Origin of the sequence: Sulfitobacter sp. HNIBRBA3233, from assembly GCF_040149665.1 — a bacterium.
Lineage (GTDB): Bacteria > Pseudomonadota > Alphaproteobacteria > Rhodobacterales > Rhodobacteraceae > Sulfitobacter > Sulfitobacter marinivivus.
In genome coordinates this window covers 91371-104501 of record NZ_JBEFLP010000003.1, presented here as the reverse complement: position 1 = coordinate 104501, position 13131 = coordinate 91371, and the positions used below count along the sequence as shown (strand labels likewise).

At 59.0% G+C, this 13131-nt stretch carries 19 protein-coding genes; 4 read left to right on the top strand and 15 right to left on the bottom strand.

The window, feature by feature from the left end; translation table 11 throughout:
* Window positions 1-7: 7 nt before the first annotated feature.
* The 3 genes from cueR to ABMC89_RS16420 all read left to right on the top strand — a co-directional run bounded on the left by cueR (window position 8) and on the right by ABMC89_RS16420 (window position 2219).
* A complete protein-coding gene (cueR, locus tag ABMC89_RS16430) occupies window positions 8-427 on the top strand; it encodes a Cu(I)-responsive transcriptional regulator (protein ID WP_111734050.1) in 420 nt (139 codons plus the stop codon).
* 132 nt (window positions 428-559) lie between these two features.
* Complete coding sequence (locus tag ABMC89_RS16425; RefSeq protein WP_111734048.1) at window positions 560-1432, top strand: DUF305 domain-containing protein; 873 nt, start codon at window positions 560-562, stop codon at window positions 1430-1432.
* 22 nt (window positions 1433-1454) lie between these two features.
* Entirely contained in the window at window positions 1455-2219 is a 765-nt protein-coding gene (locus tag ABMC89_RS16420; RefSeq protein ID WP_203212310.1) for a MauE/DoxX family redox-associated membrane protein, read from the top strand.
* Window positions 2220-2322: 103 nt separating this feature from the next.
* On the opposite strand, the gene ABMC89_RS16415 is transcribed toward ABMC89_RS16420, so the two are convergent.
* The 15 genes from ABMC89_RS16415 to ABMC89_RS16345 form a co-directional block, all read right to left on the bottom strand.
* On the bottom strand, window positions 2323-3063 hold the full coding sequence (locus ABMC89_RS16415; RefSeq protein WP_349569867.1) for a cytochrome c biogenesis CcdA family protein: 741 nt from the start codon (window positions 3061-3063) through the stop codon (window positions 2323-2325).
* On the bottom strand, window positions 3060-3551 hold the full coding sequence (locus tag ABMC89_RS16410) for a hypothetical protein (RefSeq protein ID WP_089963146.1): 492 nt from the start codon (window positions 3549-3551) through the stop codon (window positions 3060-3062). The genes ABMC89_RS16415 and ABMC89_RS16410 overlap by 4 nt, the downstream gene beginning before the upstream one ends.
* Window positions 3548-4243 (bottom strand): SCO family protein, encoded by a 696-nt coding sequence (locus ABMC89_RS16405; protein ID WP_349569865.1) that lies wholly within the window; start codon window positions 4241-4243, stop codon window positions 3548-3550. The genes ABMC89_RS16410 and ABMC89_RS16405 overlap by 4 nt, the downstream gene beginning before the upstream one ends.
* A gap of 60 nt (window positions 4244-4303) precedes the next feature.
* Window positions 4304-4576, bottom strand: coding sequence for a hypothetical protein (locus ABMC89_RS16400; protein WP_071974092.1), 273 nt, complete (start codon window positions 4574-4576; stop codon window positions 4304-4306).
* 40 nt (window positions 4577-4616) lie between these two features.
* Window positions 4617-4898 carry a hypothetical protein gene (locus ABMC89_RS16395; RefSeq protein WP_068286437.1) on the bottom strand — a complete coding sequence of 94 codons (282 nt, stop codon included), beginning with the start codon at window positions 4896-4898 and terminating at the stop codon, window positions 4617-4619.
* 82 nt (window positions 4899-4980) lie between these two features.
* A complete protein-coding gene (locus ABMC89_RS16390) occupies window positions 4981-5493 on the bottom strand; it encodes a TlpA family protein disulfide reductase (protein ID WP_349569863.1) in 513 nt (170 codons plus the stop codon).
* On the bottom strand, window positions 5490-6086 hold the full coding sequence (locus ABMC89_RS16385) for a DsbE family thiol:disulfide interchange protein (RefSeq protein WP_349569861.1): 597 nt from the start codon (window positions 6084-6086) through the stop codon (window positions 5490-5492). The genes ABMC89_RS16390 and ABMC89_RS16385 overlap by 4 nt, the downstream gene beginning before the upstream one ends.
* Window positions 6083-6460 carry a c-type cytochrome gene (locus ABMC89_RS16380; RefSeq protein WP_237267629.1) on the bottom strand — a complete coding sequence of 126 codons (378 nt, stop codon included), beginning with the start codon at window positions 6458-6460 and terminating at the stop codon, window positions 6083-6085. Before ABMC89_RS16380 ends, ABMC89_RS16385 begins: the two co-directional genes overlap by 4 nt.
* A gap of 202 nt (window positions 6461-6662) precedes the next feature.
* Complete coding sequence (locus tag ABMC89_RS16375; protein ID WP_009503829.1) at window positions 6663-6797, bottom strand: hypothetical protein; 135 nt, start codon at window positions 6795-6797, stop codon at window positions 6663-6665.
* Between the two features lie 66 nt (window positions 6798-6863).
* Complete coding sequence (locus ABMC89_RS16370; RefSeq protein WP_040618661.1) at window positions 6864-7319, bottom strand: DUF411 domain-containing protein; 456 nt, start codon at window positions 7317-7319, stop codon at window positions 6864-6866.
* A gap of 38 nt (window positions 7320-7357) precedes the next feature.
* The gene (locus ABMC89_RS16365) at window positions 7358-8704 is read right to left on the bottom strand and encodes a multicopper oxidase family protein (protein ID WP_349569859.1); all 1347 of its coding nucleotides are present in this window, start codon (window positions 8702-8704) and stop codon (window positions 7358-7360) included.
* A gap of 740 nt (window positions 8705-9444) precedes the next feature.
* Window positions 9445-10401: a cation diffusion facilitator family transporter gene (locus tag ABMC89_RS16360; RefSeq protein ID WP_057796924.1), complete on the bottom strand. Its 957-nt coding sequence runs from the start codon at window positions 10399-10401 to the stop codon at window positions 9445-9447.
* Window positions 10391-11146 carry a transglutaminase-like domain-containing protein gene (locus ABMC89_RS16355; protein WP_349569932.1) on the bottom strand — a complete coding sequence of 252 codons (756 nt, stop codon included), beginning with the start codon at window positions 11144-11146 and terminating at the stop codon, window positions 10391-10393. The genes ABMC89_RS16360 and ABMC89_RS16355 overlap by 11 nt, the downstream gene beginning before the upstream one ends.
* A 95-nt stretch (window positions 11147-11241) precedes the next feature.
* On the bottom strand, window positions 11242-11820 hold the full coding sequence (locus ABMC89_RS16350) for a cation efflux transmembrane domain-containing protein (RefSeq protein ID WP_037941752.1): 579 nt from the start codon (window positions 11818-11820) through the stop codon (window positions 11242-11244).
* Window positions 11821-11923: 103 nt separating this feature from the next.
* A complete protein-coding gene (locus tag ABMC89_RS16345) occupies window positions 11924-12352 on the bottom strand; it encodes a MerR family transcriptional regulator (RefSeq protein WP_037954972.1) in 429 nt (142 codons plus the stop codon).
* A gap of 207 nt (window positions 12353-12559) precedes the next feature.
* On the opposite strand from ABMC89_RS16345, the gene ABMC89_RS16340 reads away from it, so the two are divergent.
* Window positions 12560-13126 carry an SCO family protein gene (locus tag ABMC89_RS16340; RefSeq protein ID WP_349569857.1) on the top strand — a complete coding sequence of 189 codons (567 nt, stop codon included), beginning with the start codon at window positions 12560-12562 and terminating at the stop codon, window positions 13124-13126.
* The last annotated feature ends 5 nt before the right edge of the window (window positions 13127-13131 follow it).

Sequence of the window (13131 nt, the reverse complement as noted above, 5' to 3'; positions counted from 1 at the left end):
AACGATCATGAATATCGGAGACGTGGCCGACCTGTCCGGCCTTCCTGCGAAGACCATCCGCTACTACGAGGACATCGGGCTGGTCGAGCCGCTGCGCAGCGCGAACGGTTATCGCAGCTTTCGGCAGAGCGACGTCCACAAGCTGGCGTTTCTTGGGCGAGCGCGTGCGCTTGGCTTCACCATCGAGGACTGCCGGAGCCTGCTGAAACTCTATGCCGATACCGACCGCGCCAGCGCGGAGGTCAAGCAGATCGCCGAGGAACACCTCGACCGGATCGACCGGAAAATCGCAGAACTGACCGAGATGCGCGCGACGTTGTCGCACCTTGTCGATGCCTGCGCTGGCGATCACAGGCCTGATTGCCCGATTCTCGCAGATCTGGCGATGGAAGAGGGTAAGACCCGGACCGCAAGGGCAGCGGATTAAGCGGGCTTCGATCTGTCCCCCAGCGGGCCGCGCCACCCATAAGGTGCGACTGGCTGCAGCTATTTCGGAACATTCCAGCGCGGGAAAGTTGTTCCACCTCTAGACTTCACGATTTCGAGAGAGGACAACTTCATGTCATATGGCCGCTTTTTCGCGATGATCGCCACATCTACCGTCGTCATGTTCGGTCTGATGTATCTCAATACCTACCTCTGGACGCATGTGTTCTGGTCGGAAACGCGGGCCTACATGGCTCTCCTGATGGGTGCCACCATGGCAATCATCATGCTGGGCTTCATGCTGTCGATGTATTCCAGCAAGACGGCTAACGCAGCCATCTTCATCGGTGCCGCTGTGGTCTTTGCCGCCTCGCTTTGGCTGGTCCGCAGCCAAGTGACGGTGGGCGACACCAGCTACATGCGGGCAATGATCCCGCACCACTCGATCGCGATCATGACCTCCAGCCGCGCCGACATCTCGGACCCGCGCGTGCGCAAGCTGGCGGATGAGATCATCTATGCGCAGGACAAGGAAATCGCCGAGATGCGTTATCTGGTGAACGATATCGACGCCAACGGTGACAGTCCGGCACAGTCAGAAAGCGGACCGACGCAGATCATGAGCCTTGACGAGGCGCTATCAACCCCGGAAGTCGCCATTCTCGACCTCGAATTTCTTACTACGGAGGACATTGCGCAGATGTTTCCCGGCGGCGCGGCGTGCACTTTCACCTACACCACCACAAGCAGGCCTGCGCTTGCGGTGGGCCGCATCGACGGTGGGAGTGTAGCTCTCGCCAAGATCAGCGGCGATCTGGTGCGGCTGGAGGCTGGTGACGCCGGAAGCACTTGGGGCACGGAAGGCATGACAGTGGCGTTGAGCGCGCCGAGCGGAACCGGCACATTGGACGCAAATAGTGGCGAAATGCAGGACGCCGATCTCGTTCTCGAACTTGGGTCCGGTCTGCGTGCAGGGTATCGCGGATATTACGGTTGCGGTGCCTGAACCAGAAACTGGAGGAAACACCATGCCGAAAGACGCATCGAAATCAGCCCAACTCTACCGGATGGTCATGCAGGATCATCTTTGCCCTTATGGTCTCAAGTCCAAAGACCTGCTCGAACGGGAAGGGTACGAGGTCGAGGATCATCACCTGACGACACGTGAGGAAACCGATGCCTTCATGGAAAAGCACGGGGTCGAGACCACGCCGCAGACCTGGATCGGCGACAAGCGGATTGGCGGCTACGACGATCTGCGGGTCCATTTCGGCCTCGACGCGCCGGAAAGTGAGCGCTCGGACACCTCCTATCGGCCGGTGATCGCGATCTTTGCCGTCGCGTTTCTGATGGCGCTCGGCCTGTCATGGTACAGCTTTGGAACCATCCTCAGCCTGCGCGCGCTGGAATGGTTCGTCTCGATCTCGATGTGCTTGCTTGCAGTGCAGAAGCTTCAGGATGTCGAGAGCTTTTCGACCATGTTCCTGAATTACGACCTGCTGGCGCGCCGCTGGGTGCGCTACGGCTATCTCTATCCCTTCGGAGAGGCCTTCGCCGGTATCCTCATGGTCGCCGGGGCGCTCACCTGGCTGTCGGCACCCGTGGCCTTGTTCATCGGCACCGTCGGCGCGGTTTCGGTCTTCAAGGCCGTGTACATCGAAAGGCGCGAGTTGAAATGCGCCTGCGTCGGGGGAGACAGCAACGTGCCACTAGGGTTCGTCTCGCTCACCGAGAACCTGATGATGATGGTCATGGGTATCTGGATGCCGATCCGGGTCTACCTGATCGGTTGACGGCCCCGCGACCTCTACAGAGGCGCGGCGTGTACGACCTTTTTGACTGGTGGAGATGATCCCCACTTACCAGCCATCGCGCCAAGAGCTGGTTCGAAGTTCGTCAGCCGATTGTCGCGAGAAAGGGAAACGTCCCCAGCAGCCAATATGCAAACCGTGACAGTTGCCCGGTCATGATGGCAACTCCCATGATGATCATGGCAACACCCGCGCCCTTGTAGAGCCAGCGACCGGCCTTGCCGATCTGCCTTACCCGCGCGGCGATGGCGTCGGTGAACAGCGCAGCCAGCATGAAAGGCACCCCCAGACCAGCGGAATAGATCGACAGCAGCCAGATGCCGTCCGACATGCCGCCGGAGGTCGAACTGAGTGTCAGGATCGCGCCGAGGATCGGTCCGATGCAAGGTGTCCAGCCAAAGGCGAAGGCCAGTCCCAGCACGTAGGCCCCAAACGGGCGACCGCCGGGAATGTCGAGATTGAAACGGGTATCGCGCGAGAACGCATCCAGACGAAAGATACCCACCATGAACAGTCCGAACAGAATGATGATCCCGCCACCGAAATAATTCAGCTCAGTGCGCCATGTCAGCAGCAGCGACCCGAGCGCGCTGGCCCCGGCCCCGAGGGCGACGAAGACCGTCGAAAAGCCCAGCACGAAGCAGGCACTCAATCCGAGCGCCCCGGCACGTGCCCGCAGACCAACCGACCGCGTCGTACGCAGGTCCGGCTGCCCCGCAATGTACGAAACGTAGCCGGGCACCAGTGGCAGTACACAAGGCGACAGGAACGAAATGGCACCCGCAAGGAAGGCCGCGAAAATGCCGATGCCGGAAATATCCATCATGTTTCTCGCTTAGTGTTGAAGGACCACACGGCCCACCAGAACGCGACCAGCGGGACCACGATCCATTGCAAAACAGGTGACAGGCCCGCATCGAGGACCGGAATGATCGGCATCAGGTCCGAATAGGCCCAGGCCGCGCGGATCACGATGTTGAGCCATTCGCTGAACAGCGTGTATCCCAGTCCAAACACCACCGTCAGGACGGTCACAGACCGCCGCGTGGAGGCGACTAGGGGCCAGCCCCGGCCCGACAGCATGAGGGCAAGCATCAGCGCGCTCATGGCGATCAGGATATCACCACCCGTGCAATGGACGGCTGCGAAGACAATCTCACCCCAGGTGCCCTCGTTCCATATCGTGTAGAGCGGCATATGCGCGAACTCCCAGATCAGATTGGCCGGGATGATCACCGAAAAATACCGACGCAGAGCTGTCAGGGAAATTCCGTCTGTCGAGGACAGCCTGACGCCAGTCGCAAAGACACTCATTGAGACACACCTGTCAGCCGGTCCCACCAGCTGGGCTCCCGGCGTCGATGCTGTGCGTTGTTGATCAACTCGCTGACATAGAGGATGAGGTTCACGTTCTTGAATTCCATGCCATGAAATTTTGCAGCGAACCGCCCGCCGATATCCACGACATGGGTGACCGCTCCGTGCATCATCATGTCGCTGTCGGCGGTCATCGTGAACTCCAGCCCATATTCCCGCGCCAGAAGGCGCGTTGCGTCATCAGATTGATCAGGCTGCTTGGTCAAAATGACCCAGTTGCTCGGATCGAGTCCATGCCGATCCACGTAATCGCGCAGCACGTCCGGCGTGTCATTCACCGGATCGGTGGTGATCGAGATGAACTGCACAAGCTCCTTCATCGGCCCGTCGTTGATCGAAGTCTGTATGGCCGCGATCTTTTCGGAGTGGAGCGGGCAGATATCCGGGCAATTGGCGTAGATGAAGTGCAGGATGATCACCTTGTCGCTGAAATCCGACAGGCGCACAGGATTCCCCTCGGGATCCTGCAATTCGAAACTCGGAGCCTGCGCTGCATCGATGGCCTGGAAGTAGGGCTCCATCTCGAACATGCGCGCATCCAGGTTTTCCCCCGGATGATTGGCGAAGGCCGGAGACGAAATCGTGGCCGCGAGTATCGCTAAAGCGGCGCGCCGTGTCAGTGCTGTCAATTCTTGTATCCTTACAATAAATGCCTGCCGATCCGTTGACCGACAGGCATTTGGGCAAATCTAGCCGTCAGACTTTTCCGACGGCATCATGCCGCCGTCCATATTCTCGGTCATGGACGCCATCATCTCGGTGCAGGCTTCCATCATGGGTTTCATTTCGGCCATCATCTTCATCATGCCCATCATGTCGCCGTCCATCATGCCGCCTTGCATGGCCCCCTCATTCTGCATCATTTCGCCCGTTTCCGGCGTGGTCTGTTCCTGGGCGCTGACGGCAAATGCACTTGCGGTAAGGGCCGTCGCAACGACGAAAGTTGTAAGTGTTTTTCTCATGGTTTTCTCCTTGGGTTGATCGTGTGGTTATCGAAAGAACTCAGTCGGGAGACGCCCCGTCCGGCGAGTTGGAGCATCCCTTTCCAGACCCGCCCTTCATGCACAGACCCAGGCCGCACATCGCGGCACAGGGGGCCAGCGAGACCAGAACAGGCGCGAGCCCGATCGCGGTGAGCCATCCCCAGTTCAGGGCCATGCCGCCCCCCATCACGGTTGCCGCACCGACGAACAGCAATCGTCTGCGCGTCAACCACCGGGGCCAATTTCCTGCGCTTTCGATGTTGGCGGCACCCGCAATGTTGGAAGGTGATATTTCGGTCATCCGGAAAGTCCTTTCGATGATTAAAAGCTAGTCATTCCAGTAACTGGAAGGTCAAGGGTGAGCAGTGGACTTTTGCTGGGATTCATTCAATAAAGCTTCGCAAAAAGGACACCATCTCGGGATCATCCCATTCGGCCGGGCCGACCAGTCGCCCGAGCTCCCGCCCCTGCGCGTCGATCAGGATCGTCGTCGGCAGGCCAACGGTGCGCAGCGCGGTTATCGAAAGCATGGTCTGGTCGACATACATATTGAGATTGGTGACACCGATCTCGTCGTAGAAACGCCGAACGATTTGTGATCCGGCCCGGTCGATGGAAAGGGCAACCACTTCGAAGTCGTCGCCGCCAAGTTCCGCCTGAAGCGCATCGAGCGTCGGCATCTCTTCGCGGCAGGGGACGCACCAGGTTGCCCAGACATTCACGAGGATCACTTTGCCGCGAAAATCTTCCATGTCTCCGCGGCTGCCGTCATCTTTCTCGTAGCGCACATTGGCGACAGGCTGCGGGGTGTCGTGAAGTGCAAACCCTTGCGGTGTCGCGAAAGCCGCGCCGACGGACAGTGCCCAGGCGATCAGCGGCGGTTTCAGATTTTTCATGGCGTTTTCTCCTTGGCGGATTGGGTTTTGTGGTCACGGACGATCGGCAGCAGCGTTTCCTGCAGGATTGCTCGTGTGATCGGACCAACATGGCGGTAGGCGATGGTGCCGTCGGGCGCGATGACGTAGGTTTCGGGCACGCCATAGACGCTCCATTCGATACCGGCGCGTCCGTTGATGTCGGCCCCGATGCGCGCGTAGGGATCACCCAACTCGTCGAGCCAGGCGCGCGCCTGATCGGGCGGGTCCTTGTAGTTGATTCCGTAGAGCGGCACCTCACCGGTTGCACTCAACTCCATGAACAACGGGTGTTCGGCACGGCAGGGCACACACCACGAGGCGAAGACGTTCACCAGTGACACGTGTCCGATCAGGTCCTGCGTCGAAAGACCTTCTTCTCGGCCGAGCACCGGGGGCAGCGCGAAGTCGGGCACGGGTTTGCCGAGAAGTGCCGACGGCAAGTCGTCGCCACCCCTGAAAAGCCCCCAACCGAACAGGACCATGAGGGCAAAAGCTATCAGCGGAACCAGCACGAACCCGGAGATACTGCGTCGCGACACAGGGTCGGCATTTCCCTCGACCTCTTCCGTCATGGCTGCGCCTGCTCATCGGCAAGGGATCGGCTTTCCTGCGACGCGCGGATCCGGTTAGGCCATGTGCTCTTGATGTAGTCAATGATCGCCGTGATCTCATCGTCTGTCAGCACATCCTCATATCCGGGCATGTCGCTTTCGTACCCGTTCCCGACAATCGCCGCCGGTCCGCGTTTCACGATGTCGAGCAATACGCGGTCGGGGTGATGCCAGGTATGGCCGGAGGCGTCGTGCGGCGGGGCAGGCAACCTGCCGTTCGGCAATCGTGTGCGCCAATCTGATTGCCCCTCCAGGTTTGCCCCATGGCAACTGGCACAATTCTCTTGATAAAGGCGCTCGCCCATGAGCACGTCGCTCTGCGCCGCTACGGGCAAAACCGTCGTGGCGAGCAGGACAGCCGAGAGCCTAATCGTGTTTTTCACTAAGTTTCCGCCTTCTTGTTACGAGCCACCTACAGAGGACGATTAGTGCCGCGAGCGACGACAGGACAAGCAGGACGCAAAGCGCCCAGACCAACCCCATCGACAACAGGCTATCGCCGCTGCTGGCACCCTCAATCCGCATTCTGGCACATTTCTATTTTCCGCTGTCCGAGCGGATGTATTTGACCAAGGCGATCGCCGCGAGCACCAGCACACCCACGATCAGCAACCAGACGAGGCCCATCGCAATCATCATGCCGCCGCCCATCATTCCACCGTCCATCATCATGCATTCCATCCTTTGTTTTCCCTTGAAACCGGTCTGGCACGGGTTCGCACCAGACCGCGCGATTGATCATTCGACCGAATATACGGTCGGGCTCACACCTTCCTCGACGGTGTAAATCTTGAAGGGCTCCTGTTTCGCGCCGCCCATACCCGGCGACCCCAATGGCATGCCGGGAAGAGTCACGCCGGCAATTTCCGGGCGCTCTTCCAGCAGCCTGTTGACGACATCAATCGGCACGTGGCCGCTGATGACGTAATCGTCCAAAAAGCCTGTATGGCAGCCTTGGAAGTCATCCGGGATGCCCGCATCGCGGCTGATCTGCGCCAGATCGTGGGTCGGCTTCACCTCCACCGTGAAACCGTTCTCGCGCAGATAATCCGCGTAGCTTTCGCAGCATCCGCATTGCGGGTTCTTGTAGAGCGTGGCCTCCTGCGCTGAGGCTGGGGCTGCATGCAGGCTCATCGCAAGGACGGCGGCGACTCCAGCTGTGCCGAGGCTGGCAAATCCAAGTATCTTTTCCATCGGTTCGTTCCTTTTTGTGGTCATTGGTTTGTGAGATTTCAGGTTTTGGTCGTGCCGGGATCGACGCGGATGACGCCCATCATGCCCGCCGCCTGGTGTTCCAGGATGTGGCAGTGGAACATCCAGTCGCCGGGGTTGTCCGCCACGAAGGCGATCTCGACCCGTTCTTCGGGTGCCATCAGGACGGTGTCCTGCCACTCCCGATATTGTGTCGGTTGCCCGTTGCGCGCGATCACACGGAACGAATGCCCATGAAAATGGATCGGATGGTGCCAAGCGGTGCGATTATCCATCTCGAACACGTGCGACGTGCCCTGCGGCAGGACGAGCAAGGGATCCATCATATGCCCCGTCGCGGCTTCGCCGTTGATGAACCACATGTTGCCCTCGCGCATCTGATCCATCATCGACCCCATGTCGCCACCCATCATCATCTGCCCCATCATTCCGCCATTGAAGACGATCTGGTGCCGCGCGGCCGACGCCATGTCCGGTTCGGCCAGCGGGTTGGGCGGCAGGTCCATCGACCAATCCGGCACACTGTCCCGCAGCCTGTCAGGCCCGTAGACGAGATCGACCAGACGGTATTCGAGGCCTTCGTAGAAGACATCGGTGACCGTGACGGCCTCTCCGGGTTTGCCGGTCATGTCGATTACCAGATCGACACGCATCGCCGGGCCGATCACCACGACCCCGCCGTCAGGGGCATGGGGCGTCACGGTTTGACCGTCCAGCGCGACCACGACTGGTTCAAAATCTCCAAAATCCAGCCCGAATATCCGCGCGTTCGCCGCGTTGATTAGCCGCAAGCGGATGCGCTCACCGGATTGCACCGAGATCCGTTCGGGGATCTCACCGTTGATGGTCACGGAATTGCCAATACGACCGCCGTGCATCGCGTCATGGCGGTTGCCGAAGTCATCCGACAACTGCCCCGCCCGCGTCATGCGCCAGTCGTCCAGCATCCAGGTCAGGTCACGATCCACGCGGATCGGGTCCACCTCCTCGACGATCAGCGGCCCGTAGAGTCCACGTCCGACCTGTTCCGAACTGCGCTGGTGCGGGTGATACCAGAACGTGCCCGCATCCAGTGCATCGAATTCGTACAGGAAATCGCCATTAACCGGGATCGGGTCCTGCGTGAGGAACGGCACTCCGTCCATCGCATTGGGCGTGCGGATGCCATGCCAGTGGATTGTGGTCCCTTCATCTAACCCATTCTGAGCCAAAACCAGCAATCGGTCGCCCTGCCGGACCCTGATTTCAGGACCGGGGACGGACCCGTTATAGCTCCAGACATTAGTCGGGCCGTATGGTGACGGGCGCAGGGCGGCCTGTCCGGATGCCGCGCGTAGGACGAATGGGTCACCAGTTGGATCGGCCATTGCCATTCGTGCAGGTGATAGAGCGGATAGGGCTGTGAATGCGGCACCTGTGCGAAGCACGTGCCTTCGTGAAATCGGTCTGTGGAGAATCATCGCAACTGCCTTGATCTGAAAGGGTCGCACTCAGCCAGCTTCGGCCAAGGCAACAATCAGGCCTCGCAGCAGGCGAGGCCGGTTTCAGGTTCAGACAGGCAGTTTGGGAGGGAATGGATCAAGCGACGGATTCGTGCCGAGTGAGATCAGAGGTTCGGCACCCCGGACGGCAGTACCAAAAGGCCTCGTGAGCCGCGCTGACGGCATCTTGGCAAGGAGGCCAGAAGTACCGCTGGAGCCGCAAGGAACAGGACACCCACCTTCACAGGCAGTGCCCTCAGCAAATCCGGTGGGATCGCACCCGCCGCAACGGCCATCCGCGCTTTCGGTGGGTTCCATCTGCGCCATAGCCGTGATTGACATACTGGCCGACGACATATCCGGCGCAGTCACTGCACCGAAGGTCAGCATGAGAATCAAAACAAGGCGAAAAACGCAGGTCATACAGTTACTGCTACAACCTTCCAGCAAGGGGAGGTCAAGTGACATTCTGTAACTTGGACGTGATACCCCTGTAGTGTATCCGCCTCAGACCTTCGTTACTGCCCTTCGCAGCCAGTTGCTCATGCAAAGGTTCATCAGTCCACTTGACGTTGGTCGATGTCAACTTGCCGTCGCAAATGAGGTAATGATGTCCTCATGCTCGGTCAGCTTTTTTCGTGAGTATGAGTTTCCTCCCCATCTCTCGAATTACCGTGACCATAGAGATCGGCGTTTTGATGAGCGCGATCCTCGTGCTCGAATTCGAGGCTGGAATGGCTGATGCCGAATTCTCCCTTCAGCCGCTTCTTGATCGCGCTCTTGATCTCTTCAATCTTCGACCACCCCTCGGCTGCCACGACGACATGGCAGTCGAGCGCAGCCTCGTGCTCTTGCATTTGCCAGAGATGGACGTGGTGGACGTCGGCGACGCCTTCGACTTTCCGCATCGCTTCGACGACGGCCTCGTTGTCGATGTCCGGCGGGCTCCCGAGCATCAGGGTTCGGATTGGGCCGCCTATTTCAGTGAAAGACAGATACAGGATGTAGATCGCGATGCCGATGGTGATGGCAGGATCGACCCAACGCATGTCGTAAAGGATGATCAGCGACCCAGCGACGATAACCGCGACCGAAGCAAGCGCGTCCGACAGGTTATGCAGGAAAAGCGCGCGGATGTTCACGCTGCCCTTCTGCATCGAATAGGTCAGCATTGCGGTCAGCGTGTCGACCACAAGCGCAATTCCACCGAGAATGACGACGGTCCAACCCATGACTTCGGGTGGATCAATCATGCGCATGCCACCTTCGTAGATCAGGTAGAAGCCGATCAAAATCAGGGTGGTGTAGTTAACCAGGGCTGCGACGATTTCGACCCGACCATAGCCGAAGGTCATGCGCTCATCGGCTGGGCGGCGCGCGATCTTGCGTGCGGCGAAGGCAATGACAAGCGAGGCCATATCGGAAAAGTTGTGCAGCGCATCGGCGATCAGTGCCAGGCTGCCCGACAATATGCCCCCGACGATTTGCGCAACGGTAAGAAGCCCGTTCGCCCAGATCGCGATGGCAACCCGCCGATCGCCAGAATCCGGATCGATATGCGCGTGCCCGTGGTCATGTGGCATTGGCAGGCTCCTCATGCGCGTGTGTCGCGCGTCGGTCAGTCTTGAGGCGGTCGCTGCGGAAACCACGAACGCGCGCATTCATCCAGTGGCGTATGATATGACGGTAAAGGGCACCACGCAGCCATCCAAAGTATTGCTCATGGGACAAATAGAAGGCGTCCGGCGTATCAAACACGCCGAAATCCTGCACGATGCCGGTTTTCTGAATGTAGGTATCTTCTCCGTTCCAGGCGACGGGAGGCGCGCCAAGGCAATCCGTGCCCGCGCCATAACCGCAGAGACTGTCCGTGTCCGAGAAAGACGTTTGCAGGACTTTGAGGAAAGCGTCATCCAGGATGAAGCCTTCAAGGTTGATCCAGGCACCTTGAAATTCGATCTCGACCCATGAGTGGAGAATTTCCTGCGGAGCAAGCGGATACACAAGCTCAGGGACAACACCGCGCTGCAAGCCTTTGTGGATCGTGAAGCCATGCAACCGGCAACGAATGCCAACACCACGCAGCAGCGCCATCAAGAGCGTGCCTTTGGTATTGCACTGCCCGTAGCCGTCGGAAAGCACTTCGGATGCGGGGATGTCGTCAGCTCGATTGTATCCGAACGCGATTTCATTCCGAACGAAATCATAGGCAGCTCCGATCCGATCGTATTCGGATAAGCCGCGCCAGCTGCGGTTCTCAATTAGATGCGCAAGAGGCGCGGCATCAAAATCCAGTAGTTTGGTGGGTACAAGTAGGGGGTCGGTCATCTGCAACGGGTCGCTCCTCGAATCGTCTTGGAACAAGACTAATTGCTATAGTCACTGTAGCTTCAATCCTTTCTTTCAGAAAGAATCTCCCGCAACTATTTGCCCGTATGAACTGCTTTGTGGTGTTCGCCGTGTGCGTCGCGCAGAATGTCGATACCTCCCCAGGCCGCGATCCCGGCGACAATCACGCCGACGACGAGGTCCGGCCAGTTGGTTCCCAGCCAGGCGACGAGGCCGCCAGCCACGACGATTCCGAGGTTCGCGGCGAAATCGTTGTAACTGAAGGTGTTGGCCGCGCGGATGTTGACGTCCGGATCTTTGAGCTTAGCGAGCAGCCAGACGCAGACTGCGTTGATGGCCGCCGCAATCAGGGCCATGGCGATCATGATCGTCCCGAGCGGATCTGACCCGCCGATGTAGCGGCGCCACGCATCGTAGAGGATGCCTGCAGCGAACAGGATCAGCAGCCCACCGGAAACGTTCGCCGCCCCGCGTTTCCATTTGTCGGATCGGGACAAAGCGAAAAGGCTGATCGCGTAGACGAAGCTGTCGGAGAGGTTATCGAGCCCGTTGGCGATCAGAGCACTTGAATCGCCGAAGGCGCCTGTTGCGAAAAACGCCACGGCCAAACCGATATTGAGCGCCAGAACGATCCAAAGCGTCCGTCTCTCCATTGAATCTTGTCTAGCGGCCATTTTGTGGTTCCAGCTTGTGTTGTGCAACACATTAACTTCTGCGGCTGATCTGCGTTCCAGCCGGAATGTTGGCTGAATTCCTTCAGACCCCGATTTCCTCGTGCTCGGTCAAGCATTCCGAATGGTCCCGCAACACCTCAAGCACCTTGCAATCTCCCGTCCGCCCGCCGCTGCATTCGTGAACCATGCGTTTCAGTTCCGTGCGCAGCGCCTTCAGGCGCGCCATGCGCTGCTCCACCTGTTTGAGCTGGCGACGCGCGATGGCATCGGCCTCGTGGCAGGGCCGGTTGGGATGGTCGCTGAGGTCGAGCAGCTCGCGGATCGCATCGAGCGAGAAACCGAGTTGCCGCGAGTGGCGGATGAAGGACAGTCGATCGAGCTGTGCATTGTCGTAGCGCCTCTGTCCGCCTTCGGTCCTGCCAGGTTCGGGCATGAGTCCGATCTGTTCGTAGTACCGGATGGTCTGCACTTTTGTGCCAGTCTTCTTTGACAGAGTACCGATCGTGAGCATTTTCGCCTCCATGAAAAAGATACAGTTTGTGTAGGTTTTGCCGTCGGAATAAACAAGTGTCGGATTCACAGACGCGTGAGTTCAAGCTATACCATGATTTCGTTCTTGAACCTCTAGCGGCTAGAGGATGTATCCGCACATGCAATAAGAATCAAAAACAGGCGAACAGGATTGTCCCTTAGATCGGCACAGAAGTTTCTTTGGGTTTTGGCAGGCGTGGCAGCGCTTGCCTTCGTATGGCTTTTGCTATGGTCCGATTATCGTGCCGATAGCGCCCGAACCGACGCCGAGCCGCCTTTTTTCGCTGAGTTCGAACTGACGGACCACCAGGGTATGGTTCAAACCGAGGAGGACTTTGCGGGGCGCTGGATGCTGGTTTTTTTCGGGTTTACCAACTGCCCCGACGTCTGCCCGACGACCCTATCTGAGGTCGCGGCGGTGATGGACGGTCTGGGCGACGATGCCGCCAAGGTCCAGCCGATTTTCATAACAATCGACCCTGAACGAGACACGCCCCCAGCACTCGCCGAATACGTCCCGCTGTTCGATGCGGGCATCATCGGGCGGACGGGCACGCCGGAACAGATCGCCGCCACGTCCGAGACATTTCCAATCTTCTTTGAGCGCGTCGAAGAGGCCGCAGCGCCGGATGGGTACACCATGGGCCACACGTCGCATCTGTTCCTCTTCGACCCCGAGGCAGGCTTTGCCGACTCCTGGCCCTACGGCACCTCCGCCGAAGAGATCCTCGCCGATCTGGAAGAGAGGATCTGACCGAC

Coding starts and splice junctions, on each gene's coding strand:
- cueR (WP_111734050.1), top strand. CDS start 8: ATGAATATCGGAGACGTGGCCGACCTGTCCGGCCTTCCTGCGAAGACC.
- ABMC89_RS16425 (WP_111734048.1), top strand. CDS start 560: ATGTCATATGGCCGCTTTTTCGCGATGATCGCCACATCTACCGTCGTC.
- ABMC89_RS16420 (WP_203212310.1), top strand. CDS start 1,455: ATGCCGAAAGACGCATCGAAATCAGCCCAACTCTACCGGATGGTCATG.
- ABMC89_RS16415 (WP_349569867.1), bottom strand. CDS start 3,063: ATGATGGATATTTCCGGCATCGGCATTTTCGCGGCCTTCCTTGCGGGT.
- ABMC89_RS16410 (WP_089963146.1), bottom strand. CDS start 3,551: ATGAGTGTCTTTGCGACTGGCGTCAGGCTGTCCTCGACAGACGGAATT.
- ABMC89_RS16400 (WP_071974092.1), bottom strand. CDS start 4,576: ATGAGAAAAACACTTACAACTTTCGTCGTTGCGACGGCCCTTACCGCA.
- ABMC89_RS16395 (WP_068286437.1), bottom strand. CDS start 4,898: ATGACCGAAATATCACCTTCCAACATTGCGGGTGCCGCCAACATCGAA.
- ABMC89_RS16390 (WP_349569863.1), bottom strand. CDS start 5,493: ATGAAAAATCTGAAACCGCCGCTGATCGCCTGGGCACTGTCCGTCGGC.
- ABMC89_RS16385 (WP_349569861.1), bottom strand. CDS start 6,086: ATGACGGAAGAGGTCGAGGGAAATGCCGACCCTGTGTCGCGACGCAGT.
- ABMC89_RS16375 (WP_009503829.1), bottom strand. CDS start 6,797: ATGATGATGGACGGTGGAATGATGGGCGGCGGCATGATGATTGCGATG.
- ABMC89_RS16370 (WP_040618661.1), bottom strand. CDS start 7,319: ATGGAAAAGATACTTGGATTTGCCAGCCTCGGCACAGCTGGAGTCGCC.
- ABMC89_RS16365 (WP_349569859.1), bottom strand. CDS start 8,704: ATGGCCGATCCAACTGGTGACCCATTCGTCCTACGCGCGGCATCCGGA.
- ABMC89_RS16360 (WP_057796924.1), bottom strand. CDS start 10,401: ATGCCACATGACCACGGGCACGCGCATATCGATCCGGATTCTGGCGAT.
- ABMC89_RS16355 (WP_349569932.1), bottom strand. CDS start 11,146: ATGACCGACCCCCTACTTGTACCCACCAAACTACTGGATTTTGATGCC.
- ABMC89_RS16350 (WP_037941752.1), bottom strand. CDS start 11,820: ATGGAGAGACGGACGCTTTGGATCGTTCTGGCGCTCAATATCGGTTTG.
- ABMC89_RS16345 (WP_037954972.1), bottom strand. CDS start 12,352: ATGCTCACGATCGGTACTCTGTCAAAGAAGACTGGCACAAAAGTGCAG.